General features: G+C 74.0%; 23 protein-coding genes and 1 tRNA gene. 4 read left to right on the plus strand and 20 right to left on the minus strand.

Translation table 11 applies throughout. The annotated features are described in order from the left end of the window. Positions 1 to 154: 154 nt before the first annotated feature. The 9 genes from ACWIYF_RS24585 to ACWIYF_RS24625 form a co-directional block, all read right to left on the minus strand. Positions 155 to 880 (minus strand): hypothetical protein, encoded by a 726-nt coding sequence (locus ACWIYF_RS24585; RefSeq protein WP_448625445.1) that lies wholly within the window; start codon positions 878 to 880, stop codon positions 155 to 157. Then, positions 877 to 1,635 carry a CDP-alcohol phosphatidyltransferase family protein gene (locus tag ACWIYF_RS24590; RefSeq protein ID WP_448625446.1) on the minus strand — a complete coding sequence of 253 codons (759 nt, stop codon included), beginning with the start codon at positions 1,633 to 1,635 and terminating at the stop codon, positions 877 to 879. Before ACWIYF_RS24590 ends, ACWIYF_RS24585 begins: the two co-directional genes overlap by 4 nt. Continuing rightward, positions 1,632 to 2,864: a DUF1972 domain-containing protein gene (locus ACWIYF_RS24595; RefSeq protein WP_448625447.1), complete on the minus strand. Its 1,233-nt coding sequence runs from the start codon at positions 2,862 to 2,864 to the stop codon at positions 1,632 to 1,634. The genes ACWIYF_RS24590 and ACWIYF_RS24595 overlap by 4 nt, the downstream gene beginning before the upstream one ends. 179 nt (positions 2,865 to 3,043) lie before the next feature. After that, positions 3,044 to 4,537, minus strand: a complete 1,494-nt coding sequence (locus tag ACWIYF_RS24600; protein ID WP_448625448.1) for a sugar transferase — start codon at positions 4,535 to 4,537, stop codon at positions 3,044 to 3,046. Positions 4,538 to 4,736: 199 nt separating this feature from the next. Beyond that, on the minus strand, positions 4,737 to 5,324 hold the full coding sequence (gene pth / locus ACWIYF_RS24605) for an aminoacyl-tRNA hydrolase (protein ID WP_448625449.1): 588 nt from the start codon (positions 5,322 to 5,324) through the stop codon (positions 4,737 to 4,739). Between the two features lie 62 nt (positions 5,325 to 5,386). Further along, a complete protein-coding gene (locus tag ACWIYF_RS24610) occupies positions 5,387 to 6,103 on the minus strand; it encodes a 50S ribosomal protein L25/general stress protein Ctc (protein ID WP_448625450.1) in 717 nt (238 codons plus the stop codon). Positions 6,104 to 6,271: 168 nt separating this feature from the next. After that, entirely contained in the window at positions 6,272 to 7,252 is a 981-nt protein-coding gene (locus tag ACWIYF_RS24615) for a ribose-phosphate diphosphokinase (RefSeq protein ID WP_448625451.1), read from the minus strand. Between the two features lie 14 nt (positions 7,253 to 7,266). Further along, a complete protein-coding gene (gene glmU / locus ACWIYF_RS24620) occupies positions 7,267 to 8,751 on the minus strand; it encodes a bifunctional UDP-N-acetylglucosamine diphosphorylase/glucosamine-1-phosphate N-acetyltransferase GlmU (RefSeq protein ID WP_448625452.1) in 1,485 nt (494 codons plus the stop codon). 66 nt (positions 8,752 to 8,817) lie between these two features. Continuing rightward, a tRNA-Gln gene (locus ACWIYF_RS24625) sits at positions 8,818 to 8,890 on the minus strand. 217 nt (positions 8,891 to 9,107) lie between these two features. Between ACWIYF_RS24625 and ACWIYF_RS24630 the strand changes: the two genes are divergently transcribed. Both ACWIYF_RS24630 and ACWIYF_RS24635 read left to right on the plus strand, forming a co-directional pair. Continuing rightward, complete coding sequence (locus tag ACWIYF_RS24630; protein ID WP_448625453.1) at positions 9,108 to 10,100, plus strand: acyl-CoA desaturase; 993 nt, start codon at positions 9,108 to 9,110, stop codon at positions 10,098 to 10,100. Positions 10,101 to 10,183: 83 nt separating this feature from the next. Then, on the plus strand, positions 10,184 to 10,825 hold the full coding sequence (locus ACWIYF_RS24635) for a TetR family transcriptional regulator (RefSeq protein ID WP_448625454.1): 642 nt from the start codon (positions 10,184 to 10,186) through the stop codon (positions 10,823 to 10,825). A 107-nt stretch (positions 10,826 to 10,932) separates the two neighbouring features. Here ACWIYF_RS24635 and ACWIYF_RS24640 read toward each other — a convergent pair whose 3' ends face one another. From ACWIYF_RS24640 to ACWIYF_RS24675, 8 genes are all read right to left on the minus strand, one after another. Next, on the minus strand, positions 10,933 to 11,901 hold the full coding sequence (locus tag ACWIYF_RS24640) for a 4-(cytidine 5'-diphospho)-2-C-methyl-D-erythritol kinase (protein WP_448625455.1): 969 nt from the start codon (positions 11,899 to 11,901) through the stop codon (positions 10,933 to 10,935). Continuing rightward, positions 11,898 to 12,635, minus strand: a complete 738-nt coding sequence (rsmA, locus tag ACWIYF_RS24645) for a 16S rRNA (adenine(1518)-N(6)/adenine(1519)-N(6))-dimethyltransferase RsmA (protein ID WP_448625456.1) — start codon at positions 12,633 to 12,635, stop codon at positions 11,898 to 11,900. Before rsmA ends, ACWIYF_RS24640 begins: the two co-directional genes overlap by 4 nt. Positions 12,636 to 12,780: 145 nt before the next feature. Continuing rightward, positions 12,781 to 13,863 (minus strand): ubiquitin-like domain-containing protein, encoded by a 1,083-nt coding sequence (locus tag ACWIYF_RS24650; RefSeq protein ID WP_448625457.1) that lies wholly within the window; start codon positions 13,861 to 13,863, stop codon positions 12,781 to 12,783. Between the two features lie 426 nt (positions 13,864 to 14,289). Then, positions 14,290 to 15,129: a hypothetical protein gene (locus tag ACWIYF_RS24655; protein ID WP_448625458.1), complete on the minus strand. Its 840-nt coding sequence runs from the start codon at positions 15,127 to 15,129 to the stop codon at positions 14,290 to 14,292. Positions 15,130 to 15,192: 63 nt separating this feature from the next. After that, positions 15,193 to 16,083 carry a TatD family hydrolase gene (locus tag ACWIYF_RS24660; protein WP_448625459.1) on the minus strand — a complete coding sequence of 297 codons (891 nt, stop codon included), beginning with the start codon at positions 16,081 to 16,083 and terminating at the stop codon, positions 15,193 to 15,195. Between the two features lie 76 nt (positions 16,084 to 16,159). Beyond that, on the minus strand, positions 16,160 to 17,956 hold the full coding sequence (metG, locus tag ACWIYF_RS24665) for a methionine--tRNA ligase (RefSeq protein WP_448625460.1): 1,797 nt from the start codon (positions 17,954 to 17,956) through the stop codon (positions 16,160 to 16,162). Positions 17,957 to 17,993: 37 nt separating this feature from the next. Further along, the gene (locus ACWIYF_RS24670) at positions 17,994 to 18,626 is read right to left on the minus strand and encodes a hypothetical protein (protein WP_448625461.1); all 633 of its coding nucleotides are present in this window, start codon (positions 18,624 to 18,626) and stop codon (positions 17,994 to 17,996) included. 100 nt (positions 18,627 to 18,726) lie between these two features. Continuing rightward, entirely contained in the window at positions 18,727 to 20,217 is a 1,491-nt protein-coding gene (locus ACWIYF_RS24675) for an amino acid permease (protein WP_448625462.1), read from the minus strand. Positions 20,218 to 20,339: 122 nt separating this feature from the next. Between ACWIYF_RS24675 and corA the strand changes: the two genes are divergently transcribed. After that, entirely contained in the window at positions 20,340 to 21,434 is a 1,095-nt protein-coding gene (corA, locus tag ACWIYF_RS24680) for a magnesium/cobalt transporter CorA (RefSeq protein ID WP_448625463.1), read from the plus strand. 74 nt (positions 21,435 to 21,508) lie between these two features. On the opposite strand, the gene ACWIYF_RS24685 is transcribed toward corA, so the two are convergent. From ACWIYF_RS24685 to rsmI, 3 genes are all read right to left on the minus strand, one after another. Then, a complete protein-coding gene (locus tag ACWIYF_RS24685) occupies positions 21,509 to 21,835 on the minus strand; it encodes an endonuclease domain-containing protein (protein WP_448625464.1) in 327 nt (108 codons plus the stop codon). Beyond that, a complete protein-coding gene (locus ACWIYF_RS24690; RefSeq protein ID WP_448625465.1) occupies positions 21,813 to 22,382 on the minus strand; it encodes a hypothetical protein in 570 nt (189 codons plus the stop codon). Before ACWIYF_RS24690 ends, ACWIYF_RS24685 begins: the two co-directional genes overlap by 23 nt. 121 nt (positions 22,383 to 22,503) lie before the next feature. Beyond that, entirely contained in the window at positions 22,504 to 23,343 is an 840-nt protein-coding gene (gene rsmI / locus ACWIYF_RS24695; RefSeq protein WP_448625466.1) for a 16S rRNA (cytidine(1402)-2'-O)-methyltransferase, read from the minus strand. Between the two features lie 112 nt (positions 23,344 to 23,455). Here rsmI and ACWIYF_RS24700 point away from each other — a divergent pair, with 112 nt between their 5' ends. After that, positions 23,456 to 24,982 (plus strand): dolichyl-phosphate-mannose--protein mannosyltransferase, encoded by a 1,527-nt coding sequence (locus ACWIYF_RS24700; protein WP_448625467.1) that lies wholly within the window; start codon positions 23,456 to 23,458, stop codon positions 24,980 to 24,982. Positions 24,983 to 25,033 lie beyond the last annotated feature (51 nt).

The raw sequence follows: 25,033 nt of genomic DNA on the forward strand, positions 1-25,033 counted from the left end.
TCGAGGGATCGGCTGCGGGAATCCGTCGTTCGGGGGACCCGGACCTCACTCTCCGTGGTGGCACCGGGGTGCGTCGCTGAGCGCGAAGAGGCGGCACACCTGCGGAAGGTGTGCCGCCTCCTCGAGACGCGGTGCTACGTGCCCGGACGGGCGATCAGCGCACCGGGCCGGCGAACAGCAGGAGCGGGGCGCCGGCCTGGTAACCCACCTCGACGGTGACCGCGTCGCGGGCGTCGGAGGGCACGGTGAACACGTAGACGCCGTCGGCCGACTCGCCCGGGTCGACCATGTCGACGCCGAACGGCCGCTGCGACGGATCGTCGAGCGGAGACGCGGGGGTCTTGTCCGCGCCGTAGTACATGTTCACGGCGGCGCCGGCGAGCGTGATCGGGTCGGCCGTCCCGTTCTCGACGTGCACGGTCACGCGGATCGCCGGCCCGGCGATGTTCCCCGGCCCGTTCGCGGTGCCCTGGATGGCCTCGATCCCGGTCAGGGTGGCGACGACCCCGTTGCCGACCGCGGCCGGGGAGTCGAGCGCGACCTCCGGCAGCGCCGCCGGCAGTTCGTCAACGTTCTCCGTCGGCCCCGTCGGGATCGGCGTCGGCGGGTTGGGGACCACCTCGGCGTCGCGGCTCGCCGTCGTGCTCGCCGCGGCGGCGCCGTCGGCGGCCTCCGCCGTCCCGTTGCCCCGGTTGACCACCAGGAGCAGCGCCACCAGTGCGGCGGCCAGCACGAACGCCGCACCGGCGAGGAGCAGACCCCGGCGGCGGGTGCGCGCGCCGTCCGGCGCGGGGCCCGTGGTCGGCGGGAGGGTCTTGGTCACTGCGGCCTTCTTCCCGGCGTCGCCCGTCCGGGGGCCGCCGTCGTCGCTGGAGGTCATCGGGGCAGGCGGCCGATCTCGCGGAACCACTTGACGCACGCGAGCAGCAGGTAGCCCGCCGTCGCCGCGAACAGCGCGGTGTACACCGAGAAGAACGCCAGGGGTGCGCCCATCAGCAGGAAGACGCAGCAGAGCAGCCCGTAGTCGGTGGGGACGACGATCAGCGAGCGCAGCACGCTCGGCCGTTCCGCCGTGCGCGCGGCGCGGGTGACCGCACCGTGCCGCTCCCGCAGGGCCTCGTTCAGCATCGTGGCGAAGAACAGCACCGCCGCCACGACGCAGAAGCCGATGGGGACGAGCAGCCATGCCCCCCGGTCGACGGTCTCGAAGCGGTAGACGCCGATCAGGACCGCGAGGTGCAGGCTGGAGATCTTCGCCGCGTCGATCATGTGATCCAGCCACTCCCCCGCCGGCGAGCCGCCGCCGCGCAGGCGGGCCAGCTGGCCGTCGGCGGAGTCGAGGGCGTAGCCGAGCACCAGGCAGGCGGTCACGGCGACACCGGCCGGCCACGACGGGCGGACCAGCGCGACGATCGCGATCGCGGTCGCGGTGAAGCAGGCGCTGATGCCGGTGACCACGTCGGGCGTCAGCCGGGCGTGGAACGCGAGGGCCGCGAGCAGGCGCCCCAGCCTCCGGTTGACGAACCGCGAGTAGGCCGGAGCGCCCTTGGTGCCCTTCTGCGCCGCGGACAGCCGCCGCACGGTCTCGGACAGCGTCTCGGTGACCGGTGCGCCCGGCCGGACGGTGGCGGTCACCGCTGCGCCCCGCCGGAGGCCAGCCGCGGCTGCGGCAGCGCGAGCAGGCCGCGGTCCTCGACCGCCGGTGCCGGCGCCGGGACGAGCAGTTCCTCGAGCGGGACGACGTCGGCCGCCCGCCGCCGTCCGTCGGGCCGGCGCTTCGGGTAGGCGCGCGCGGCGAGCCGTTCCGCCAGGCGCTCGTAGCCGTCGGCGACGTCGTCCCAGTCGTAGCGGCCGGCGAGCACGCGGGCCACGGCCCCGGCCTCCACGACGGCGTGCGGGGAGGCCTCCGCCTCCTCCAGGAGGACGGCGACGTCGGCCGCGTCGGCGAAGTACCGGCCGGCGTCGGCGGCGACCTCCCGGTTGAAGTCCACGTCGTACGCGACCACCGCAGCGCCGGCGCCGAGCGCTCGCAGCAGCGAGGGGTTGGTGCCGCCCACGGAGTGCCCGTGCACGTAGGTGTAGGCGTGCGCGTACAGCTGGTCGAGCTGCACCTGGTCCCACACGCCGCCGAGGAAGCGCACGCGGTCGTCGGCCAGGCCGTGCACCCGGGCGGTGTACTCGTCGGCGTACGGGGCCGAGCCGACGACCACCAGCGGCTTGCTCGCCGCGCTGCGGCGGTAGCCGTCGACGATGACGTCGACGTGGTTCTCCGGCTCGAACCGGGCGACCACGAGGTGGTAGCCGCCGGGCTCCAGGCCCAGCTCGGCCAGCCGGTCGGATCCGGGCGCGATCAGCGGCGCGCCGTAGGTCAGCAGGGTCGTCGGGGCGGCGAACTCGCGGCGGTAGTAGTCGGCGATCCCCTCCGCGTCGGCGATGAGGACGTCGGACCAGCGGACGGCCAGGCACTCCGCCGTCCGGTAGTAGCGCTGCCCCGTCGGGCCCCACTTCGCGCGCTTCCACTCCAGGCCGTCCACGTGGGTGGCCACGGGGATGCGAGCCAGGCGCAGGGCCGGCAGCAGCGGGGCGTTGGCGGCGTTGAACACGATGGCCGCGTCGGTGCGGTGCGCGAGCAGGTGCGCGATGGACAGCGCCGAGTGGCTCAGGGTCTCCAGCGCGCGCTTGCGGGCGGCCGGGAGGTGGACCAGCCGCATCCCGAGGTGCTCGACGGGCCGCTCGATCTGCCCCGTCGTCGTCCGGCAGTACACGACGACGTCGTGCCCACGGGCCACCAGGCGGCGGCCGACCTGCTCGACGGCGGTCTCGAAGCCGCCGTAGCGGGCGGGGACACCCCGTGTCCCCACCATGGCGATCCGCATCGTGCCCCCGTCCGTTCGTCCGGCGCTACCGTCCGCGCCCGGCCGACCCGGAGGTCCGGACGGCGAACGCCTGAACAGCCTGAGCGACGCAGCGCCGTCTCGACCCCGAACGCAAGGAGGGCGTCACCCCCGCGGGTGACGCCCTCCTGGGACCGGTGACGGCCCGGTCAGTACGCGCCGGAACGGCTCAGCACCGCCCGGCCGGTCTTCCAGAGGATCAGCAGGTCCAGCGACAGGGACCAGTTCTCGACGTAGCGCAGGTCCAGCCGGACAGCCTCGTCCCACGGCAGGTCGCTGCGGCCGGAGATCTGCCACAGCCCGGTCAGCCCGGGCTTCACCAGCAGGCGGCGGCGCACCGACGTGTCGTACCGGGCGACCTCGCTGGGCAGCGGCGGCCGGGGGCCGACGAGGGACATGGAACCGCCGAGCACGTTGAACAGCTGCGGCAGCTCGTCCAGCGACAGCCGGCGCAGGACCCGCCCGACCGGGGTGATCCGGGGGTCCTCCCGCATCTTGAACAGCAGACCGTCGGACTCGTTGCCTCCCCGCAGCGCCTCGAGCCGCCGGTCGGCGTCCGCCACCATGCTGCGGAACTTGATCATGCGGAAGGTGCGGCCGTGCACGCCGACCCGCTCCTGGTGGTAGAAGACCGGCCCGGGGCTGGAGAGCCGCACCGCGAGCGCGATGGTCAGCAGCACCGGGGCCAGCAGGACGATCGCCAGCGCAGCGACCGCCCGGTCGACCCCGCCCTTGACCACCCGGCGCCAGCCCTCGAACCGCGGTGCCTCGACCGCGAGCAGGGGCAGGCCCTCGAACGGCCGGATGTGCAGCCGGGGGCCGGCGACCTCGATCAGGCCCGGCGCGACGAGCAGCTCCAGCCCGGTGCCCTCCAGCTGCCAGGACAGGCGGCGCAGGTACTCGGCCGCCGTCTCGCTGGCCGACGTCACCGCGATCGTGTCGGCGCCGTGGCGCACCGCCATGTCGATGACGTCGCCGAGCCCCGCGACCGGGAGGCCCGCGGACTCACGGACGACGTGCTGGTCGGCCGGCGTCACGCAGGCCGCGACCACCCGCAGGCCGGCGTACGACGCCCGCTCGAGGCCCGCGACCAGGTCGAGGACGGCGTTGCCGCGGCCGACGACGACCACGCGCTTGGTGCAGTGCCCGAGGCCGCGCAGGCGGCCCAGCCCCTTGCGGGCGGCGAAGCGCAGCAGCACGGTGCCGAGCGCCAGCGCGGGGACGGCGACGGCGACCAGCGAGCGAGAGAGGTCCAACCCGGCCGCGTAGGACAGGAAGCCGGCGGCGGCGAGCAGCAGCAGTCCGGCACGGACGACGCGGCGGTACTCCTCGCTGCCGGTGCCGAACACGCTCTCGGAGTGGGCGCCGACGGAGGCGAGCAGCAGCGGCCAGACGGCGACGAGCGCGCCGGACGCCCAGAACAGCACGCTCGAGACCGGCGCCTCGGCGTGGACGAGCAGGACCCCGCCGGCCGCGGCCGCGGCGGCGAGGACCTCCAGCGTGATCAGGACGGCGCGGTAGCGGTCCACCCACGCGCGGCGCGGCGAGCGCCACGGGAACCCGAGGCGTTCGGCGCCCAGCTGCGACAGGTGCGCGGAGCGCAGTTCCGGGACGGCCGCCGTCCCCCGTTGTTCGACAAGCAATGTTCCCCCCGTTGCCGACGACTACTCACCGTGGTCGGAGCAGGCGCTGATCGCCGGGGCCGGTCACCCGAACGGGCCCGGCCAGCGGCCACCGAGCCGCCTGCCAGGGAGAACCTCACTGTGCGTGACATGCCTGGTCAACCCGGAACGGGCGCGTTCACCCTTCGGGGGCGGCGCGATCACCCGCGCGGGCAGCGGGTCACGTGCGGGGGTGGATGTCGTTCTGCGCCGCCTCGAGGCCGCGGGCGAGCAGCAGCTCGGTGGCGTCGGCGGCCTCGGAGAGGAGGAAGGGCAGTTCCTTGCGCTCGGTCGCGGAGAAGTCCTTGAGCACGAAGTCGGCCGGGTCCTGCCGGCCGGGCGGGCGGCCGATGCCGACGCGCACCCGCAGGTAGTCCTTGGTGCCGGTCGACCGGGTGATCGACCGCAGGCCGTTGTGCCCGCCCTCGCCGCCCCCGCGCTTGAGCCGGACGCTGGCGAAGGGGATGTCGAGCTCGTCGTGCACGACGACGAGGTCGGCCGGGTCGAGGTGGTGGTAGTCGAGCAGGCCGCGGACCGGGCCGCCGGACTCGTTCATGTAGGTCGTCGGCCGGGCGAGGACGACGCGGCGCCCGGCCAGCCGGCCCTCGCCGGACAGCGCGCGGGCGCGCGCGCCCTTGCCGGGCGAGAGGCGGATGCCGGCGCGCTCGGCGAGCTCGTCGAGCACCATCGCGCCGACGTTGTGCCGATTGCCGGCGTAGCCGGGGCCTGGGTTGCCGAGCCCGACGACCAGGAAGGGGCCCTCGGGCACGACGACGGGGGCGCCGGCGGTGCCGGCGCCCCCGCGGGTCGTGCTGTCGGTCAGCGGAAGCCTCAGCCGTTGTCGGCGGACTTCTCCGCCGACTCCATCGACTCACCGCTGCCCTGGGCCTGCGGCTCGGGGACGACGTCGCCCTCGCCGACGCCCTCGGCCGCCGAGGCGGACTGCTCGCGCTCGATGCCGGCCTCGGCCTCCGCCCCGGCGAGCTCGGCCTCGAGAGCCTCGGCGGACTGCGCGGCCTGGAACGCGATGGCGACGGCCGCGCCGTCGGTCACCAGGGTGGCGCCGGACGGCAGCGGCAGGTCGGCCGCGGTGATGCTGTCCTGGGCGGTCTTGCCGGTGACGTCGACCTCGATGGTCTCGGGGATCCGAGTCGCGTCGGCCTCGATGGAGACGGTGTTGAGCTCGTGCAGCACCAGCGTCTCGGGAGCCGCGTCGCCGACCACGTGGACGGGGACGTCGACGGTGACCTTCTCGCCGCGGCGGACGACGAGCAGGTCCGCGTGCTCGTGCTGGCGGGTCAGCGGGTCGCGCTGCACCGACTTGGTGAGCGCCAGCTGCTCCTTGCCGTCGAGGACGACGGTCAGCAGGGCGTTGGCGCCGCCGTTGCGCAGCGCCGCGGCGAACTCGCGGGCCGGCAGCGACAGGTGGACGACGTCCTGGCCGTGCCCGTAGAGGACGGCGGGGATGCGGCCCGCGCGGCGGGTCCGGCGGGCGCTGCCCTTGCCGAACTCGGTGCGGGCCTCGGCGACGAGGCGGAAGTCAGCCAATGTGTGCTCCTAGAGATCGGGTTCGGTGCCGGCGCACGATCGCGGCACACCCCGCAGGGCACACGCACGTCGATCACGGAGCAGCAGCTCCCTCGCCGGGCTGACGACCAGGCTACCTCAGCGCGACCGGTCGCCGTCCCCGGGCTTTCTGTACCGAAAGCCCGGAACTCAGCTGGCTCCGCCGAACAGCGACGTCACCGAGCCGTCCTCGAAGACCTCCTTGATCGCCCGGGCCAGCAGCGGGGCGATCGACAGGACGGTCAGCTTGTCGAACTGGCGGGCCGGCTCGATCGGCAGCGTGTTGGTGACGATGACCTCGCTGACCCGGCTGTTCTTCAGCCGGTCGACCGCCGGGCCGGAGAGGACGCCGTGGGTGGCGGTGACGATCACGTCGGCCGCACCGGACTCGAACAGCGTCTCGGCGGCCTTCGCGATCGTGCCGCCGGTGTCGATCATGTCGTCGACCAGGATGCAGACCCGGCCTTCCACCTCGCCGACGACGCGGTTGGCCACGACCTCGTTGGGCCGCATGGGGTCGCGGGTCTTGTGGATGAAGGCCAGCGGTACACCGCCGAGCTTGTCGCTCCACCGCTCGGACACGCGGACGCGGCCGGAGTCGGGCGAGACGACGGTGAGCTCGCGGTCGCCCCACCGGTCCTTGACGTGCTCGACGAGCAGGTCGAGGGCGAAGAGGTGGTCGACGGGGCCGTCGAAGAAGCCCTGGATCTGCGCGGTGTGCAGGTCGACGGTCATCAGCCGGTCGGCGCCGGCGGTCTTGAACATGTCGGCGACCAGGCGGGCGGAGATGGGCTCGCGGCCGCGGTGCTTCTTGTCCTGCCGGGCATAGGGGAAGAAGGGCGCGACGACGGTGATCCGCTTGGCCGACGCGCGCTTGAGCGCGTCGACCATGATCAGCTGCTCCATGAGCCAGGTGTTGATCGGCGCGGAGTGGCTCTGCACGACGAAGGCGTCGCAGCCGCGGACGGACTCCTCGAAGCGCACGAACAGCTCGCCGTTGGCGAACTCGTACGCGGCGGTCGGCGTGGTGGTCACCCCGAGGTGACCGCCGATCTCCTCGGCCAGCTCGGGGAATGCCCGGCCGGAGAAGAGCATCAGGCTCTTGCTGGTCGTCTGCCGGATCGCGCTCATCGGCTGTTTCGCCCCTACTGGTCGTCCGTCGCGGAGCTCCCGGACTCATCGGAGGTGGCCGTCCGGGACTCGGCCGCTTCCGCAGCCTCCGCCGCGGGCGTCCCGGCCCGGCGGCGGCGCACCCAGCCTGCCACATTCCGCTGCCTCGCCCGCGCCACACCCATGGCGCCCGGGGGGACGTCCTCGGTGATCACCGACCCCGCCGCGGTGTACGCGCCGTCCCCGATGGTGACCGGCGCCACGAGCATGGTGTCGGAACCGATGCGCACGTGGTCCCCGATGGTCGTGTGGTGCTTGTGCACTCCGTCGTAATTCACAAAAACGGTCGCGGCGCCGACGTTCGCGCCCCGCCCGATGGTGGCGTCGCCGACGTAGGACAGGTGCGGCACCTTCGAGTCCTCGCCGACGGCGGCGTTCTTGGTCTCCACGAACGCGCCCACCTTGGCGCCCCGGCTCAGCCGGGTGCCCGGCCGCAGGTAGCTGAACGGGCCGACGGTCGCCGCCGAGCCGATGACCGCGCCGGTGCAGTGCGAGCGGACGACGCTGGCCCCCTCCCCCACCTCGCAGTCGGTGAGCGTGCTGTCCGGGCCGACCACGGCGCCGGCGGCGACGGACGTTCCGCCGAGCAGCTGGACGCCCGGCTGGAGGACGGCGTCCGGCTCGACGGTCGCGGTCACGTCGACCCAGGTCGTCGCGGGGTCGACGACCGTGACCCCCGAGATCATCAGCTCGTCCAGGACGCGGTCGTTGAGCGTGCGGCGTCGGGCGGCCAGCTCCCGCCGGTCGTTGCAGCCGAGCACGTCGGCCGGGTCCTCGGCGATGTGCCCGCCGACCCGGGCCCCGTCGCGGACCAGCAGGGCCAGGACGTCGGTCAGGTAGATCTCGCCCTGGTCGTTGTCGCCCTTGACCTCGCGCAGCGCATCGCGGACGGCGGCGATGTCACCGACGTAGACGCCGGCGTTGACCTCGCGTATCTCGCGCTGGCGCTCGTCGGCGTCCCGCTCCTCGACGATCGCGCGCACGGCGCCGTCGCGGTTGCGGATGATCCGCCCGAGCCCCGTGGGGTCGGCCACCACGGCGGTGAGGACGGTCAGCGCGTTGCGGTCCTCCCGGTGGGTGGCCACGAGGTCGAGGACCGTGGCCTCGCGCAGCAGCGGCGCGTCGCCGTTGACGATCAGGACGGCGCCCTCGATCCCGGTGAGCGCGTCCAGGCCGATCGCCGCGGCGTGCCCGGAGCCCCGCTGCTCGTCCTGCACGACCGGCAGCGCGGCCGGCGCGATCCGGGCCAGGTGCTCCTCGACGGCCTCGCGGCCGGCGCCGACGACCACCACCGTCCGCGCCGCCCCGAGCGGCTCGGTGGCGGCCAGCACGTGGCCGAGCATCGAACGGCCGCCGAGGGTGTGCAGCACCTTCGGCGTCGCCGAGCGCATGCGGGTGCCCTGGCCGGCGGCGAGGACGACGACGGCGGCCACGGCCGCCGGGGAGGACTGCGGGCTCACGGAACTGGGCGCCTTTCGAGCGATCGCGTGGTCGGCTGCGGCCGGGACGCCGTCCCGGCCGACTCGCTGGGGGACTCGGACTCGAACCGAGACTTCCCGGCTCCAAAGGCCGGCGGGCTGCCGATTACCCCATCCCCCATCGACCGGCTGCGCCCTGCGCCGCAGCGGCCGGCGGGCGCCGGTTCGGACCCGGCTCCCGCGACGAGCCTAGGGCCGCGCGCCGCCGGAGGCGCGGACGGTTGGGGAGGCCGAATGGCGGGCATCCCTACGGGCACGTAGGTTACGGCGACGTAGCTTTCCGCGGCGGCAGCCCGCCCGCCGCCCTCTCCCGTCCCGCTCAGCACCTCGGAGGCCCCTTGTCTGCTCCCACCCTCGACCGGCCCGCGACCCGTCCCAGGGTCGCCCGCCCGGTCGGCCCCGCCGACCCGGACGCCGGTCTCCCGGCCAACGCCCTCGGCGCCGAGAAGGGAGCGGGAGAGCAGATCGCGCTCTACGTCTTCGTGCTCGTGCCCTTCCTCGCCCTGGCCGCGGTCGTGCCCGCGGTGTGGGGCTGGGGGCTGTCCTGGACCGACGTCGTCCTCACCGTCGTCTTCTACTTCGTCGCCTGCCTCGGCATCACGGTCGGCTACCACCGGTACTTCACCCACGGCTCGTTCAAGGCGAATCGCGGCCTGCGGATCGCGCTGGCGATCGCCGGCTCCGTCGCCATCCAGGGCCCGGTCGTGCAGTGGGTGGCCGACCACCGGCGGCACCACGCGTTCTCCGACCGCGCCGGCGACCCGCACTCCCCGTGGCGCTACGGCGACGACCTGCGTGCGCTGACCAAGGGCATGTTCCACGCCCACATCGGCTGGCTGTTCGACCGCCGGCAGACCAACCCGGAGCGCTACGCCCCCGACCTGCTCAAGGACGCCGCGCTGCGCCGCACCAGCCGGCTGTTCGTCCTGTGGGCCGGGATCGGGATCTTCCTGCCGGCCCTCATCGGGGGCCTGGTCACGATGAGCTGGACCGGCGCCTGGACGGCGTTCTTCTGGGCCGGGCTCGTCCGCGTGGCACTGCTGCACCACGTGACCTGGTCGATCAACTCGATCTGCCACACCATCGGCTCCCGGCCGTTCGCCGCCCGCGACAAGTCGACCAACTTCTGGCCGCTGGCGATCCTCAGCGCGGGCGAGTCGTGGCACAACCTGCACCACGCCGACCCGACCTGCGCCCGTCACGGCGTCCTGAAGGGCCAGATCGACATCAGCGCCCGGACCATCTGGCTGTTCGAGAAGCTCGGCTGGGCCCGCGACGTGAAGTGGCCCGACCCGGTCCGGCTGGCGGCCAAGCGCCGGACCCCGGCCTGAGCGTCCCCGCGTCTCCTCCGCCCGGGCGATCCGGCACCCGCCGGTCGCCCGGGCGGAGCTCGTCGAGGGGCACGATGAGGACCATGACCAGCAGCGCGGGCCGGCCACGGGTCCGGATGACCGGTGCCCAGCGGCGCCAGCAGCTGCTCGACATCGGCCGCGAGCTGTTCGGCCAGCGCGGCTACGAGGCCACCTCCATCGAGGAGGTCGCCGCCCGCGCCGACGTCAGCAAGCCGGTCGTCTACGAGCACTTCGGCGGCAAGGAAGGGCTCTACGCCGTCGTCGTCGACCGCGAGATGCAGCTCCTGCTCGACCGGTTCGCGTCGGCGCTGTCCACGCCGGGCTCACCCCGGGAGCTGCTGGAGCGGGCCGCCCTGGTGCTGCTGGACTACATCGAGGACGACACCGACGGCTTCCGGGTCCTCACCCGCGACTCCCCGGTCACCAGCGGGACGGGGACGTTCTCGTCGCTGATCGGCGAGGTGGCCCGCAAGGTCGAGCACATCCTCGGTGACCAGTTCGCCCACCGCGGCTACGACCCGCAGCTCGCCGAGCTCTACAGCCAGGCCCTGGTCGGCATGGTGGCGCTGGTCGGGCAGTGGTGGCTGGACACGCGGTCACCGGGCAAGCGCGAGGTCGCCGCGCACCTGGTGAACCTGGCCTACAACGGCCTCTCCCACCTCGACCCGTTCCCCGGCCTGGTGGGGGACCCCGCCGGTACCTGAGGCTGGCCCTCCTGCAGGGGCCCGCCACGAGCGTGGTGACGGACTGGAACGGCCACCCTTCAGGGCCCCGCACCGAGCGTGCGAGGTGTGGGGGGAAGGGTGGTCCTTCAACCGATGAGGCGGGCGCCGGGCACGGGGCCGTGGACCACGCGCACGGTCCGGAAGACGCCCTCCCCGGACAGCGCCGCGGCGAGCCGGACGGCGGTGTCCTCGTCCTCGGCCAGCGCCGCGACGGTCGGCCCGGAGCCTGAGAGGAACGCGGCCAGCGCACCGGCGTCGGTCGACGCCCGCATCGCCCGCCGCAGCTCCGGGCGCAGCGCGACCGCGGGGGCCTCGAGGTCGTTGGCGAGCACGGCCGCCACGGCCGACGGCGGACCGCCGCTGAGCGCGGCGATGACCGGCTCAGGGGACGGCGGCTCCGTGCCGTCGGGCAGGCGGCCGGTGGCCCGCAGCCGGTCCAGCTCCGCGTAGACCGCGGGCGTGGACAGTCCCTCCCGCGCGATGCCGAGCACCCAGTGCGTCTGCCGCCGGGCCAGCACGGGCGAGAGCCGCTCCCCCCGGCCGCTGCCCAGGGCGACCCCGCCGAGCAGGCTGAACGGGACGTCGCTGCCGAGCTGCGCGGCCAGGCCGGCCAGGTCGCCGCGGGTGGCGCCGGTGTTCCACAGCGCGTCGAGGGCCACCAGTGCCGCGGCGGCGTCCGCACTGCCCCCGGCCAGCCCCGCCGCGGTCGGGATCGACTTCGCGATGTCGATCGACGCGTGCGCCTTGACGCCGGCCTGCTCGGCCAGCAGGACGGCGGCCCGCCAGACCAGGTTGCGCCGGTCCGTGGGCACCCGGTCCACCGACGAGCCCGGCGCCGACCCCTCGCCGGAGACGCTCAGCGACAGGCCCTCACCGGGCCGGACGGTGATCGTGTCGAACAGCGACACGGCGAGGAAGACCGTCTGCAGGTCGTGGTAGCCGTCGGGCCGCAGCGGGCCGATGGAGAGGTGCACGTTCACCTTCGCCGGCGCGCGCGCCACGACGGCGCCACCGCCGGTGATGCGGCCCGGCCCTCCGGACGTCGACCAGCTCATGGCCGTTCATCCTCCGGCACGGGCGTGGCCGCGAGGCGGGCGAAGTCCGTGACAGAGAGCTGTTCGCCCCGGGTGGCGGGGTCGATCCCGGCCGCCCGCAGCCGTGCCTCGGCCGCCGCCGGGCTGCCCGCCCAGCGGGCGAGCGCGGCGCGCAGGCTCTTGCGGCGGGTGGCGAACGCGGCGTCGACGACGGCGAACGTCGCGGCCCGGTCACCGGGCGGGGGCGGACGCCGGACCAGCGCCACCAGGCCGGAGTCGACGTTGGGCTCGGGCCAGAAGACCCGGCGGCCGATCGACCCCGCGCGGCGCACCTCGCCGTACCAGGCCGCCTTGACCGAGGGGACGCCGTAGGCCGCGCTCCCGGGTGCGGCGGCCAGCCGCTCGGCCACCTCCGCCTGCACGAGGACGAGCGCGCGCTCCACCGTCGGCAGCAGCTCCAGCAGGTGCAGCAGGACCGGCACGGCGACGTTGTAGGGCAGGTTGGCCACGAGCGCGGTCGGCGGCGGGCCGGGCAGTTCCCGCACCCGCAGCGCGTCGGCCTGCACGACGGTCAGCCGGTCGGCGAGCGCGGGAGCGCGCTCGGCGACGGTGCGCGGCAGCCGGTCGGCCAGGCGGGGATCGATCTCGACGGCGATCACGGCCGTCACCGCGGGGAGCAGCCCGAGGGTCAGCGAGCCGAGACCCGGGCCGATCTCGAGGACGACGTCGTCCGGGCGCAGCTCGGCCGTGCGCACGATCCGCCGGATCGTGTTCGCGTCGTGCAGGAAGTTCTGCCCGAGCGTCTTGGTGGGTCGCAGCTCGAGCTGCCGGGCCAGGTCGCGGATCGCGGCCGGGCCCAGCAGCGCGTCGGGCTCCGGGGTGCTGCTCAGCGGGATCCCATCAGCCGAGCAGGCGGCTGCCGCAGGCGGGCCAGGGCGAGGTGCCGCGCGCCTCGTACAGCCGGGAGCCGATGGCGATCTGCTGCTCGCGGGTGGCCTGGTGCGGGTACTGGGCGTACTGCCCGCCGCCGTTGGCCAGCCACGTGCCCTGGTTGAACTGCAGGCCGCCGTAGTAGCCGTTGCCGGTGTTGATGGCCCAGTTGCCGCCGGCCTCGCACCGGGCCAGCGCGTCCCAGTTCAGGCCGGTGGCCGGGCGCTCCTGGGTGCCGACCGTGACCAGCTCGTCGACCGCCGGGCGGGTCACCGTGGTGTCGAGCTGCTCGCGGCCGGTCTCGACGCCGTCCACGACGGTGATCCGCCAGGTCGTGGCCTGCTCGCCGTCCACGCCCTCCTGGGTGACCGTCTCGTCGCCCTCGAAGGCGTTCGGGTCCTCGGTCTCGACCCGGCCGTGGGCGACGGGGGTCGTCTCGACGACCTCGCTGACCTGCACCCGGAAGACCTGCAGGCGCATGCGGTCCAGCAGTGCCTGGGTCGGGTAGAGGCTCGTGCGGTCGGTCGGGCTCAGCGTGATGCCCTGCTCGGCGAGCAGGTCGCCGGCGGTCGCGGCGGTGGTGGTGACCACGCGCTCCTGGCCGTCGGCGACGAGGGTGACGTCCTTGGGCGTGGTGATCGAGAGCTGCATCCCGTCCAGCGGGAGTCGCTCGCTGCGGCTGGCCGAGAGGACCAGGTCGTCGGCGCGGTAGCCCAGCTGCTCGAGCGCCTCGTCGACGGAGAGGGCGGTCACGTAGACCTCGCTGCTCACGCCGTCGACGGTCAGCCGCAGGGGCCGCGCCCGGTTGAGGACGACGGTGTCGCCGTCGGAGACCTCGGCGTCCTCGGCCGGCAGGACGACGTCGTGGGCGGCGGGCACCAGCCCCTCGTCCTCCAGGACCTCGCCGACGGTGCCGGCGTAGGTGCTGACCGTGCGGGCCTGCCCGTCGACGGTCAGGGTCAGCGACTTCTGGGCCAGGTAGTAGGCCACCGAGCCGCCGACGAGCCCGACGAGCACGACGGCGAAGAGGGCGAGCTGGAGAGGACGGCGCACGACACTTCCACGGGGTCACGGAACCCGGGCAGGAGGGCCGCGCACCGCCCGAGGGGACGGTCCGCCGCCGTGCTGGCCGATCCAGGCCGCGCGCCACCGGGACGTGGAAGACCCGGTCGGTCGACGCCGCCCGGGTCGGTCTCCACCCCGGCTGTCAGTCACGACACGATAACGAACACGGTGCGAGGAGCAAGGTGCGTGCGCAGTCAACCAGAGGGCTGCAATGTCGCTATGTGGACGCGCCGACACGCAGTGTCACGGACGTGCCGGACGATGCCGGTGTGACGACTGCGGCGCGTGAGGGCTCGTGGTGAGCAAGCCCACACTGTGGCCGCCCTCGCACCGGGGCACCCGCGCCCTCCGGGGCGGCCCCCTCCAGGGCACCGCCCCGAGCCTGCGAGGGGTGGGGAGGAGGGGGTCCTTCCATCAGCCGGCTAGGGCGCGCTCGTTGGAGCGCACCGGGCGCAGCCAGGTGAGCAGGAAGCCCGCCACCGCGACGCCGGCGGCCAGCGCGGAGAAGCCGCCGGCGACGAGGGCCACCGGCAGCAGGTCGAAGCCCTCGGAGACCCGGTCGCCGCGCTCGATGCCGGCCACCAGCAGGAGGGCGCCCAGCGGCAGGAGAGCCAGCACGCTCGTGGCGGCGGCGACCAGGTGGGCGGTCCAGGTGCGCAGGGCCTCGTCCACGGGGACGTCGGCGCCCTCGGCCGGCAGCGGGCGCAGGAGGATGCGCAGCAGCGCGATCTCGGCGAGCGCCCAGGCCGCGAGCGGAACCGCGAGGGCGACCCAGCCGACCGCGTCGGCCAGGAGGTCGCCGCGCCACAGGACGACGGCGGTGACCACCTCGGCGACGACGACGACGCGCATGGTCCACAGCAGCCATGCGGAGATCTGCTCGCCGCGGCGGGGCCGCCGCACCGGGCTCGCCGGCTCCCAGCGCGGGCGCGGGCGGGTCGCCTCGGCCAGCACCACGCCGATCAGCAGGCCGATCGCCAGCGCCGGCACCCACAGGAAGACCGACGCCTCGGCGAAGAGCACGACGCTGCCGACGATGCCCAGCACGCCGAGCAGGAAGCCCAGCCGGCGCAGCCGCCGTCCGTGCTGCGCCTGCCGGTGCAGCGTCGCCGTGCCCTGCGGGGTGGGCGCGGCGAACTCGACCGCGGCCGCGGCTACCGCGCGACGGCCGGCGGCCAGCCACCACCCCCGGGCGAGCAGCACACCGGGGACCAGCACGGCGATGAAGAGCACGACGGCGATGAGGCGGCCCACGGCACAAGTGTGCATCGCTTCCCCCGGCGCGGGCACCGGAGTGCCTCCCGCACCGTCGGCCGCCTAGCTCTGCCAGGGACCGAAGACGCGTTCCGCCGTCGCGGTCAGGGCCTCGCAGAGCTGCTCGAGCCCGACTCCGGTGACCTCGGCGAGCGCGCGCACGGTGTGCGGCACCATCCGCGACGCGTTGGGCCGGCCGCGGTGCGGCATCGGGGTGAGGAAGGGCGCGTCGGTCTCCACCAGCAGCTGGTCGACCGGGGTGAGCGCCGCGGCCTCGCGCAGGTAGCCGGCGTTGCCGAACGTCAGGGTCCCGGCGAAGGAGAGGACGTAGCCGCGCTCCACGCAGGCCTTGGCGAAGCGCGCGTCGCCGGAGAAGCAGTGGAAGACGGTGTGCTCCGGGGCGCCCTCGTCCTCGAGCACGCTCAGGATCTCCTCGTGCGCGTCCCGGTCGTGGATGACCAGCGCGACCCCGCGGTCCTTGGCGATCCGGATGTGCGCGCGGAACGCCGCCTCCTGCGCCTCCCATCCGTCCGGCCCGGTGCGGAAGCGGTCCAGGCCGGTCTCCCCCACCGCACGCACCCGCGGCAGCGCGGCCAGCCGGTCGATCTCGGCGAGCGCGGCGTCGGTCGCGCGGCCGGCGCCCGCCTCGTTCGGGTGCACCGCGACCGCGGCCAGCACGTTCGGGTGCCGGGCGGCGAGGTCGGCCGACCAGCGCGAGGAGGCGACGTCGACGCCCACCTGCACCAGCCGCGGGACCCCCACCGCCACGGCGGCCGCGATCTCGGCGTCCACCTCGTCGTCGGTGGGCAGCGCGCCGTCGTCGTCCTCGGCCGGGCGGTCACCCAGGACGATGTCGAGGTGGGTGTGGCTGTCCAGCGCCGGGGAGGGCAGCGGCTCCGGGGACGGCGGCGGTTCCCCGCGCCGGTTGGCGCGGGACGCGGCGGATCGACTCATGCCATCGCCTCGCTGGCGCTCGGCGCCGGCATCCGCCGGACGACTGCTGTGCTACTGGGTGAGCTCGCGAGCTCGCTCACTGCGCCTCGGCCTCGAGACGGGCGAGCTCCTCCTCCACCACCGACTCGTCGAGCTTCTTGAACACCGGCGTCGGCGGCTGCAGCGGCGTCCCCGCCTTCAGCGGCCGGGAGGCCCAGACGGCGTCGGCGGCGGCGTAGTCGCCGGTGATGATCGGGTACGGGGAGCCGTCGTCGAGGTCCGCGCTCTCCACCACCTGCGGCGCCGGCGACCACACCCCCGTGCCGCCGAGCAGCTCGTGCACCTGCTGCGCCGAGTGCGGGAGGAACGGGGTGAGCAGCGTGTTGCAGTCGCTGACCGCCTGCAGCGCGGTGTGCAGCACGGTGTCCCGGCGGGCCGGGTCCTCCTTGAGCTTCCACGGCGCCTGGTCGGACAGGTACTTGTTCGCCTCGCCCACCACCCGCATCGCCTCGGTCGCCGCCGCCTTCTGCCGGTTGCGCGCCAGCAGGTCGCCGACGGTCGTGAAGGCGCCGGAGGTCGCCGCCAGCAGCGCCCGGTCGGCGTCGGTCAGCTCCCCCGGCGTCGGGACGGCGCCGACGTTCTTCGCCGCCATCGACACGCTCCGGTTGACCAGGTTGCCCCAGCCGGCGACCAGCTCGTCGTTGTTGCGGCGGCGGAACTCCGCCCAGGTGAAGTCGGTGTCCTGCGTCTCGGGCCCGGCGACGGCGATGAAGTAGCGCAGCGCGTCGGCGTCGTAGCGGTCGAGGAAGTCACGGACGTAGATGACCACCTGCCGGGAGGAGGAGAACTTGCGCCCCTCCATGGTCAGGAACTCGCTGGAGACCACCTCGGTCGGCAGGTTCAGCCGGCCCAGCGAGCCCGGGGTGCCGCCCTTGTCGCCCTCGCCGTTGTAGCCCTGCAGCTGGGCCGGCCAGATCTCGGCGTGGAAGACGATGTTGTCCTTGCCCATGAAGTAGTAGGCGTCGGAGTCCGGCGTCTGCCACCACTGCCGCCACGCGTCGTCGTCCCCCGACCGGCGCGCCCACTCGATCGACGCGGACAGGTAGCCGACGACGGCGTCGAACCACACGTAGATGCGCTTGTCCGGCCGGTCGCGCCAGCCGTCGAGCGGCACCGGCACGCCCCAGTCGATGTCGCGGGTGTAGCTGCGCGGCTTGAGGTCGTCGAGCAGGTTCTTGGCGAAGTTGAGCACGTTGGGCCGCCAGCCCTGCCGCGAGTCCAGCCAGGCGCCGAGCGACTTGGTGAACGCCGGCAGGTCGAGGAAGTAGTGCTCCTCCTCGACGAACTTCGGCGTCTCGCCGTTGATCCGGCTGACCGGGTTGATCAGGTCGGTCGGGTCGAGCTGGTTGCCGCAGTTGTCGCACTGGTCGCCGCGGGCGCCGTCGTAGCCGCAGATGGGGCAGGTGCCCTCGATGTAGCGGTCGGGCAGGGTGCGTCCGGTGCTCGGGCTGATGGCACCCAGCGTCGTCCTCGGGAAGACGTAGCCGTTCTTGAGCAGGCCGAGGAAGATCTCCTGGCTGATCGCGGCGTGGTTGGCCGTCGTCGTCCGGGTGAACAGGTCGTAGGACAGCCCGAGGCTGGCCAGGTCGCCGACGATGATCCGGTTGTTGCGGTCGGCGATCTCCCGCGGGGTGACGCCCTCGGCGTCGGCCGCGACGGTGATCGGCGTGCCGTGCTCGTCGGTGCCGCTGACCATCAGCACCCGGTTGCCGGCCATCCGCTGGTAGCGGCTGAAGACGTCGGAGGGGACGCCGAAGCCGGAGACGTGGCCGATGTGCCGCGGGCCGTTGGCGTAGGGCCAGGCCACGGCGGTCAGGATGTGCCGATCACTCACGGCACGAGCGTAGTGAGGCGCGTCGAGCGACTTCCGCTCAGTGCGTGCTGGAGACGACGCTGCCGGGCGCGTCGGGGCCCGCGCCCACGGCCGGCGCGACCAGTGCGACCGCGCCCAGGACCAGTCCGATCACCGCCAGCGTGGCGGTGCAGAGGCCGCGGTGGGCGGCGACCGGGTCGGTGCGCCGCTCCCGCGGGCGGGGGCCGGCCGCGACCCAGGCCAGCGCCGTCGGCGACCCGGCCAGCAGCAGCTTGCCGGTCGGCACGGCGAGGGCGAGCAGCGCGACGGCGGGCAGGGGCAGCGCCGGGGGCAGGTAGCCGTCCAGGTGGGGAGTGAACAGGCCCACGAGGAGCAGCAGGCCGACGAGGGCCAGCTCGACGTAGGCGACCCAGGCGTAAACCCCGCGCCCGGCGCCGTCGGCGAGGGTGGCCGCGCCGCCGGCGCAGCCGACGATCCAGCCGGCCAGGGTCAGCAGCAGCAGCGCGACGACCGCGCCGTCCGGCCGGTGCGGGGAGGTCAGGACGCCGTCCAGACCGGTGAGCGCACCCGCGAGCAGCGCCACGGACTCGACCACCCCGAGCGCGGCGGCGCCGACGACGGTGGCCGGCAGGCGGCGGACCGACGGAACCGCCCCGCGCGTTTCGCGGACGTCGAGGGCACTGGTCGCCACGAGGAGCTCCTTGACCGGGGACTGCTGTCCCCGGTTCCGTCGGTGCTCTCGTCCAGGCGCTGAACGACCCCGTCGGGGGGTCTCCCCCCTCCGGGTGAGGTCAGGTCAGGCCGGCGTCCTCCGGCATCCGCTCGCGGGTGGCCAGCCGGCTGCGGCGGTGCCCGTAGACGAAGTAGGCGCCGAGGCCGATCGCCATCCAGATGAGGAATCGCAGCCACGTGTCGGCCGGGAGGTTGACCATCAGCCACAGGCAGGCCAGCGCGGCAAGGATCGGCAGCACCGGCGTCCACGGCACGCGGAAGGAGCGGTGCAGGTCCGGCCGCGTCCGCCGCAGGACGAGGACGCCGACCGAGACGAGGAAGAAGGCGAACAGCGTGCCGATGTTGACCAGCTCCGCCAGCGTGGTCAGGGGCACGAGCCCGGCGAGGACGGCGACGACCACGGCGGTGATCAAGGTGATGCGGTAGGGCGTGCCGTAGCGAGGGTGCACCTTGGCCAGCCCCTGAGGGAGCAGCCCGTCACGGCTCATGGCGAACAGCACCCGCGACTGGCCGAGCAGCAGGATCATGACGACCGAGGTCAGTCCGGCCAGGGCGCCGATCGAGATGATGCTGGCGAAGACCGGCAGGCCGACGGCGGAGAAGGCGCCGGCCAGGGGCGCGTCCGGGTTGAGCTCGGTGTAGTTCTGCATGCCCACCACCACCAGCGACACCGCGACGTAGAGCAGCGTGCAGATGGCCAGGGATCCCAGGATGCCGCGGGGCATGTCGCGCTTGGGATCGCGGGTCTCCTCGGCCGCCGTCGCGACGATGTCGAAACCGATGAAGGCGAAGAAGACGATCGACGCCCCGGCGATGACGCCCATCCAGCCGAAGGTGCCCTGGTTGAAGCCGAGCAGCTGGATCAGCGGCGCGTGGATCCCGCCCTCGCCCTCACCGGCCGGCTGGGCGGGCGGCACGAACGGCGAGTAGTTGTCCGCGTTGAGGTGGAAGACGCCGACCGCGATGACCAGCAGGACGATCGCGACCTTGATCGCCACGATGACCGCGGTGACCCGCGAGCTGAGCTTGATGCCGAGGATCAGCACGCCGGCCATGACCAGCACGATCACGATCGCCGGGATGTTGAACCTGGCCTCCTCCCCGGCGATCGACGAGGGCAGCGGGGTCCCGATGTCGCTGAGCAGCTGGTTGAGGTACCCCGACCAGCCGACGGCGACCGTCGCGGCGCCGAGCGCCAGCTCGAGAACCAGGTCCCAGCCGATGATCCAGGCGATGAACTCGCCGAACGTCGCGTAGGAGAAGGTGTACGCCGACCCGGCCACGGGGACGGTGGAGGCGAACTCCGCGTAGCAGAGCGCCGCCAGCCCGCAGACGATCCCGGCGATCACGAAGGACACGGCGACCGCCGGGCCGGCCTGCGCCTGGGCGACGACGCCGGTGAGCACGAAGATGCCGGTGCCGATGATCACGCCGACGCCGAAGACGGTGAGATCGAGGCCCGACAGGTTCTTCTTGAGCCGGTGCTCCGGTTCGTCCGTGTCGCGGATGCACTCCTCGACCGTCTTGATCCGGCGGTTGGCTGCGGGCACGGCGTCCTCCCTCGTCCGGGTGCGAGATCGACTTCCCGGAAGGCGCCACGGCTAACCACAGCCGGCGGACCTACGCTGACCGCGCCACACCGCCCGTCGCCGGCCGCCGAGGAGGGACGCCGATGAGCACCACCGACTCCCCCGGCACGCCGCTGGGGCTGCCCCCCACCACGCGGCCGCGCCCAGCAGGCGCGTCGCGTCCGGCGCCGGGGCGCCGGGTCTCCCACAGCCCGATCGTCGACTGCGCCGTCTACGTCGACGGGCGCCGCCAGCCGCACGTCTCCCCGGACGACGCCCTGGCGGTGGCCGTGGACCGCGGCGGCTTCGTGTGGCTGGGCCTCTACGAGCCGACCCAGGCCGAGCTCGACGAGATCGCCGAGCGCTACGAGCTGCACCCGCTCGCGGTCGAGGACGCCGTCGAGGCGCACCAGCGGCCCAAGCTGGAGAGCTACGACGACGCGCTGTTCATGGTGCTCAAGACCGGCCGCTACATCGAGCACGAGCAGCTGACCGCGACCAGCGAGGTGGTCGACACCGGCGAGGTCATGGTCTTCCTCGGCCGGCACTACGTGATCACCGTCCGGCACGGGGAGCACAGCGGCCTGACCGAGCTGCGCCGGGCGCTGGAGGACCAGCGCGAGCTGCTGTGCCTGGGGCCGTCGTCGGTGCTCTACGCCGTCGCCGACCAGGTCATCGACAACTTCACCGACGTCGCCAGCGCCGTCGAGGAGGACGTCGACGAGCTCGAGGCCTCGGTGTTCAGCCCCGAGCGCACCGACGACATCGGCCGGATCTACCAGCTCAAGCGCGAGCTCATGCAGCTGCGGCGGGCCGTGGCGCCGCTGGAGATCCCGCTGCAGCGGCTGGCCGAGCGGCAGATCGACGTCGTCCCCGAGGCGATGCGCTCGTACTTCCGCGACGTCCTGGACCACGCGCTGCGGGTGCGCGAGCAGGTGAACGGGCTGGACGAGCTGCTGTCGTCGATCCTGCAGGCCTCGCTCGCCCGCACGTCGCTGTCGGACAACGAGGACACGCGCAAGATCAGCGCCTGGGCCGCCATGATCGCCGTCCCGACGCTGATCACCGGCGTGTACGGGATGAACTTCCAGTTCATGCCGGAGCTGAGCTGGCGCTACGGCTATCCGGCGGTACTGCTGCTCATCGTCGTCGTCTGCTGTGTCCTCTACCGCGGCTTCAAGCGCAACGGCTGGCTCTGAGCCCCGCCCGCGGCGTCGTTGTGCACCCAGGCGCTCCGCCGGCGCCGGCGAAGACCGACTGGGCGCACAACCGCTCAGCCCACGAGCTCCCGGAGCCTGGCCAGCAGCTCGGCTGGGCGCTGGAGGTCCGCCGCCGTCACGTGGACGACCCGCCAGCCGGCGGCCTGCAACCGGTTCAGCCGCTGCCGATCGCGTGCGAACTGCCCCGGCTCCGCGTGCCAGAGCCCGTCGTACTCGGCGGCGACGCGCCGGTCGGGCCAGGCGAAGTCGACGCGGCCCACGAACCGCCCGTCCCGATCCCGAACCTCGAACTGCGCGACCGGCGCCGGCAGGCCGCTGCGCAGAAGGAGCAGTCGCAGCCGCGTCTCCTGCGGTGACTCAGCCGCACCGTCCGCGAGCATTGCGACGAGACGGGCCCGGGCCGATCCCGCCCCTCGCGTCGGCCGCCGCGTCGCGGACGGAGGACAGCGACACCAGCCGTCGGGTGATCATCCGGTCCACGGCGGCGACGGCCTCGTCCACCGGGAGGGCGCTCGAGAGCCGGACCGCGGTCGCCTCCGGCGTCGTCACCCGCACGCGGCGATGCTCGCGGACCGCGTCGTCGAGCAGCGTGGCCCGGCGGACGCGGAGGCCGGGGATCCGCACAGGATGACGTCCTGGGGGCAGCGTCAGCTCGACGTCATCCCGCTCCGAGGCAAGGTCGAGACCCCAGAGCACAGCTGCGCTCAGACCGGTGACGACCGCACCCGGCAGGAGCACCCCCGCCGCGGCACGCGCGCGCAGAGCGTGGTCGACGGGCGCGTCCCGGTGCACGTAGACGTCCGGGAACAGTCGCCGCCACAGCGCGCCGTGCAGCTGGTGCCTCGTGAGCAGCCCGGCCGCGACCGCCGTGGACCCGCGGAAGATCGCGCGCCGCAGTTCGGGAGGCACGGGAGCGGGCTGCGGCACCCCAGCACGGTGCCGCAGGGGCGCGCCGACCCGCTGACGCCGTCCACAGGCGCCGCCGTTGTGCGTGCAGTCGCCGTTCCGGCCGCCTCGAAGGGCGACCCAGCGCACAACGGCACCGCCGTCAGGTCGCCTTCGACGAGACGACGGCGTCGTAGACGGTGCGGCGGGGCAGACCCGTCCGGACGACGACGGCGCGGATCGCGTCCTTGCGGCTGGCGCCCGCGGCCTCCTCGGCGGCCACTGCCGCGGCCAGTTCGGCGGCGCCCAGCTCCACCGGCGCCGGCGTCGCCCCGGCCACCACCAGCGTGATCTCCCCGCGCACCCCGTCGGCCGCCCACGCGGCGAGATCGCTCAGCGGGCCGCGGCGGATCTCCTCGTGCGTCTTGGTCAGCTCCCGGCAGACGGCGGCCTCGCGGTCGGTCCCGAACGCGTCGCACGCGTCCCGCAGCGCGTCGGCCAGCCGGTGCGGGGACTCGAAGAAGACCATCGTCCGGCGCTCGTCGGCCAGCCCGGCCAGCCGCGACCGCCGTTCGCCGGCCCGGCGCGGCAGGAACCCCTCGAAGCAGAAGCGGTCGCAGGGCAGGCCCGACACCGCCAGCGCCGTCGTCACCGCGGACGGCCCCGGCACCGAGGTCACGACGACGCCGGCCTCGATCGCCGCCCGCACCAGCGTGTACCCCGGGTCCGAGACCGAGGGCATGCCCGCGTCGGTCAGCAGCAGCACCGTGGCGCCGTCGTTCAGGGCGGCCAGGAGGCCGGGCAGCCGCGCGCGCTCCACCGACTCGTGGAACGTGACGATCCGCCCGGTCAGCGAGACGTCCAGGTCCGAGGCCAGCCGGTGCAGGCGGCGGGTGTCCTCGACGGCCAGGACGTCGGCCTCCGCCATCGCCTCGCGCAGCCGGGGGCCCACGTCGCCGGGCTGCCCCAGCGGAGCGCCCCCGAGAACCAGCCGTCCGGTCACGGACACGAGCCTGTCACGGCCGGGGCACCGGCACGTTCGGCCCGCCTCCAGGGGCCCGGCGCGAGCCTGCGAGTGCCGGGGGGCGGGGGGTCCTCTGTCTACCCTGGCCTGCATGGCGGTGCCGGTGGAGACAGCTGCGCCCGCGGCCGTCCCCGCGACAGTCAGCACGCCGCCGCCCGCGCGCCGCTGGCCGCTGCCCCGCCCCCACCGCGACCGCATCCCGCCGCTGCCGACCGACCGGTTGTCCTCCTGGCTGCTCGCCCTCGGCCTGGGCCTGGCCAGCTTCGTCGTCCGGCTGTGGGACATCAGCTACCCGAGCGACAAGCTCTTCGACGAGGCCTACTACCCGCCCGAGGCGCACGAGCTGCTGCGGTGGGGGTTCGAGTACAACCGCGGCTACACCTTCATCGTCCACCCGCCGCTCGGGAAGTGGCTGATCGCGCTGGGCGAGGCGGTGTTCGGCTATGACTCGCTGGGCTGGCGGTTCCCGTCGGCGGTGGCCGGCTCGATCGCCGTCGTCGTCCTGGTCCGCCTGACCCGGCGGCTGACCGGGTCCACCTGGCTCGGCCTGGTCGCCGGCCTGCTGCTGGCGCTGGACGGGTTCTCCTTCGTGCTCTCGCGGATCGGCCTGCTCGACGTCTTCCTGCAGCTGTTCGTCCTCTCGGCGGTCGCCTGCCTCGTCGTCGACCGCGACACGGTCCGGCAACGGATCCGCGAGCGCGGGGACGCCGTCGGCTTCCGGCTCGGCCCGCGCGGGTGGCGGATCGCCGCCGGGTTCCTCTTCGGCTGCGCCTGCGCGGTCAAGTGGAGCGGCATCTACTTCCTGGCCTTCTTCGCGGTCCTCTCGCTGTTCTGGGACCGCACCGCCTGGCGCGACTCCGGCGTCCGCCGCCCGACCCGCGCGGCCGCGCGCTACGGGCTGCCCGGCGCGCTCTGGGCCCTGGCCGTCCTGCCGGTGCTCACCTACGTCGCCAGCTTCACCGGCTGGTTCCTCGGCGAGACCAGCCAGGGCCGGCACTGGGCCGACCAGCACCCGGAGACCGCCTTCCCGTTCGTCCCGGGCGCGCTGCGCTCGCTGTGGCACATGCACGCCGAGTGGTGGAGGTTCCACAACGGCCTGTCCAGCCCGCACCCGTGGGAGTCGGGGCCGTGGTCGTGGCTGGTCGACGGCCGGCCGATCCTGCTGTGGAACCCGCAGGGCCTCACCGACGAGTCCGGCGGGCAGATCGTCCGCTACATCCTCATGGTGGGGACGCCGACCCTCTGGTTCGCCTTCGCGCCCGCGCTGCTGTGGCTGCTCTGGCGGATCGTCGCCCGCCGTGACTCCGCGGCGATCACCGTCGCCGTCGCCATCGCCGCCGGCTGGCTGACGTGGTTCCTCAACCCCGAGCGGACCATGTTCATCTTCTACATGGCGCCGGCCCTGCCGTTCTTCGTGCTCGCGGTGACCCTCGTGCTGCAGGACCTGCTCGGCACCGGGCACCCCGAGGGCTGGCGTCGCCAGGCGGGGCTGGGAGTCGTCTGCCTCTACGTGGCGGTTGTGGCGGCCACCTTCGTCTTCTTCTACCCCGTGCTCACCGGGCAGCCGCTGCCGCACGCCGACTGGCTGGCGCGGATGTGGTTCCCCTCCTGGTTCTGACGGCCGCCTGAAGGTGCGAGGTGGTCCTCTAGATAGTTGGGTGTTACAACT

The sequence above is a fragment of the Geodermatophilus sp. URMC 64 genome, assembly GCF_053502555.1.

Bases quoted from the DNA above. Each gene is read 5' to 3' on its own strand.
- ACWIYF_RS24585 (WP_448625445.1), bottom strand. From the start codon at position 880: ATGACCTCCAGCGACGACGGCGGCCCCCGGACGGGCGACGCCGGGAAG.
- ACWIYF_RS24595 (WP_448625447.1), bottom strand. From the start codon at position 2,864: ATGGTGGGGACACGGGGTGTCCCCGCCCGCTACGGCGGCTTCGAGACC.
- ACWIYF_RS24615 (WP_448625451.1), bottom strand. From the start codon at position 7,252: ATGAGCGCGATCCGGCAGACGACCAGCAAGAGCCTGATGCTCTTCTCC.
- ACWIYF_RS24635 (WP_448625454.1), top strand. From the start codon at position 10,184: ATGACCAGCAGCGCGGGCCGGCCACGGGTCCGGATGACCGGTGCCCAG.
- ACWIYF_RS24640 (WP_448625455.1), bottom strand. From the start codon at position 11,901: ATGAGCTGGTCGACGTCCGGAGGGCCGGGCCGCATCACCGGCGGTGGC.
- ACWIYF_RS24660 (WP_448625459.1), bottom strand. From the start codon at position 16,083: ATGAGTCGATCCGCCGCGTCCCGCGCCAACCGGCGCGGGGAACCGCCG.
- corA (WP_448625463.1), top strand. From the start codon at position 20,340: ATGAGCACCACCGACTCCCCCGGCACGCCGCTGGGGCTGCCCCCCACC.
- ACWIYF_RS24685 (WP_448625464.1), bottom strand. From the start codon at position 21,835: ATGCTCGCGGACGGTGCGGCTGAGTCACCGCAGGAGACGCGGCTGCGA.
- ACWIYF_RS24700 (WP_448625467.1), top strand. From the start codon at position 23,456: ATGGCGGTGCCGGTGGAGACAGCTGCGCCCGCGGCCGTCCCCGCGACA.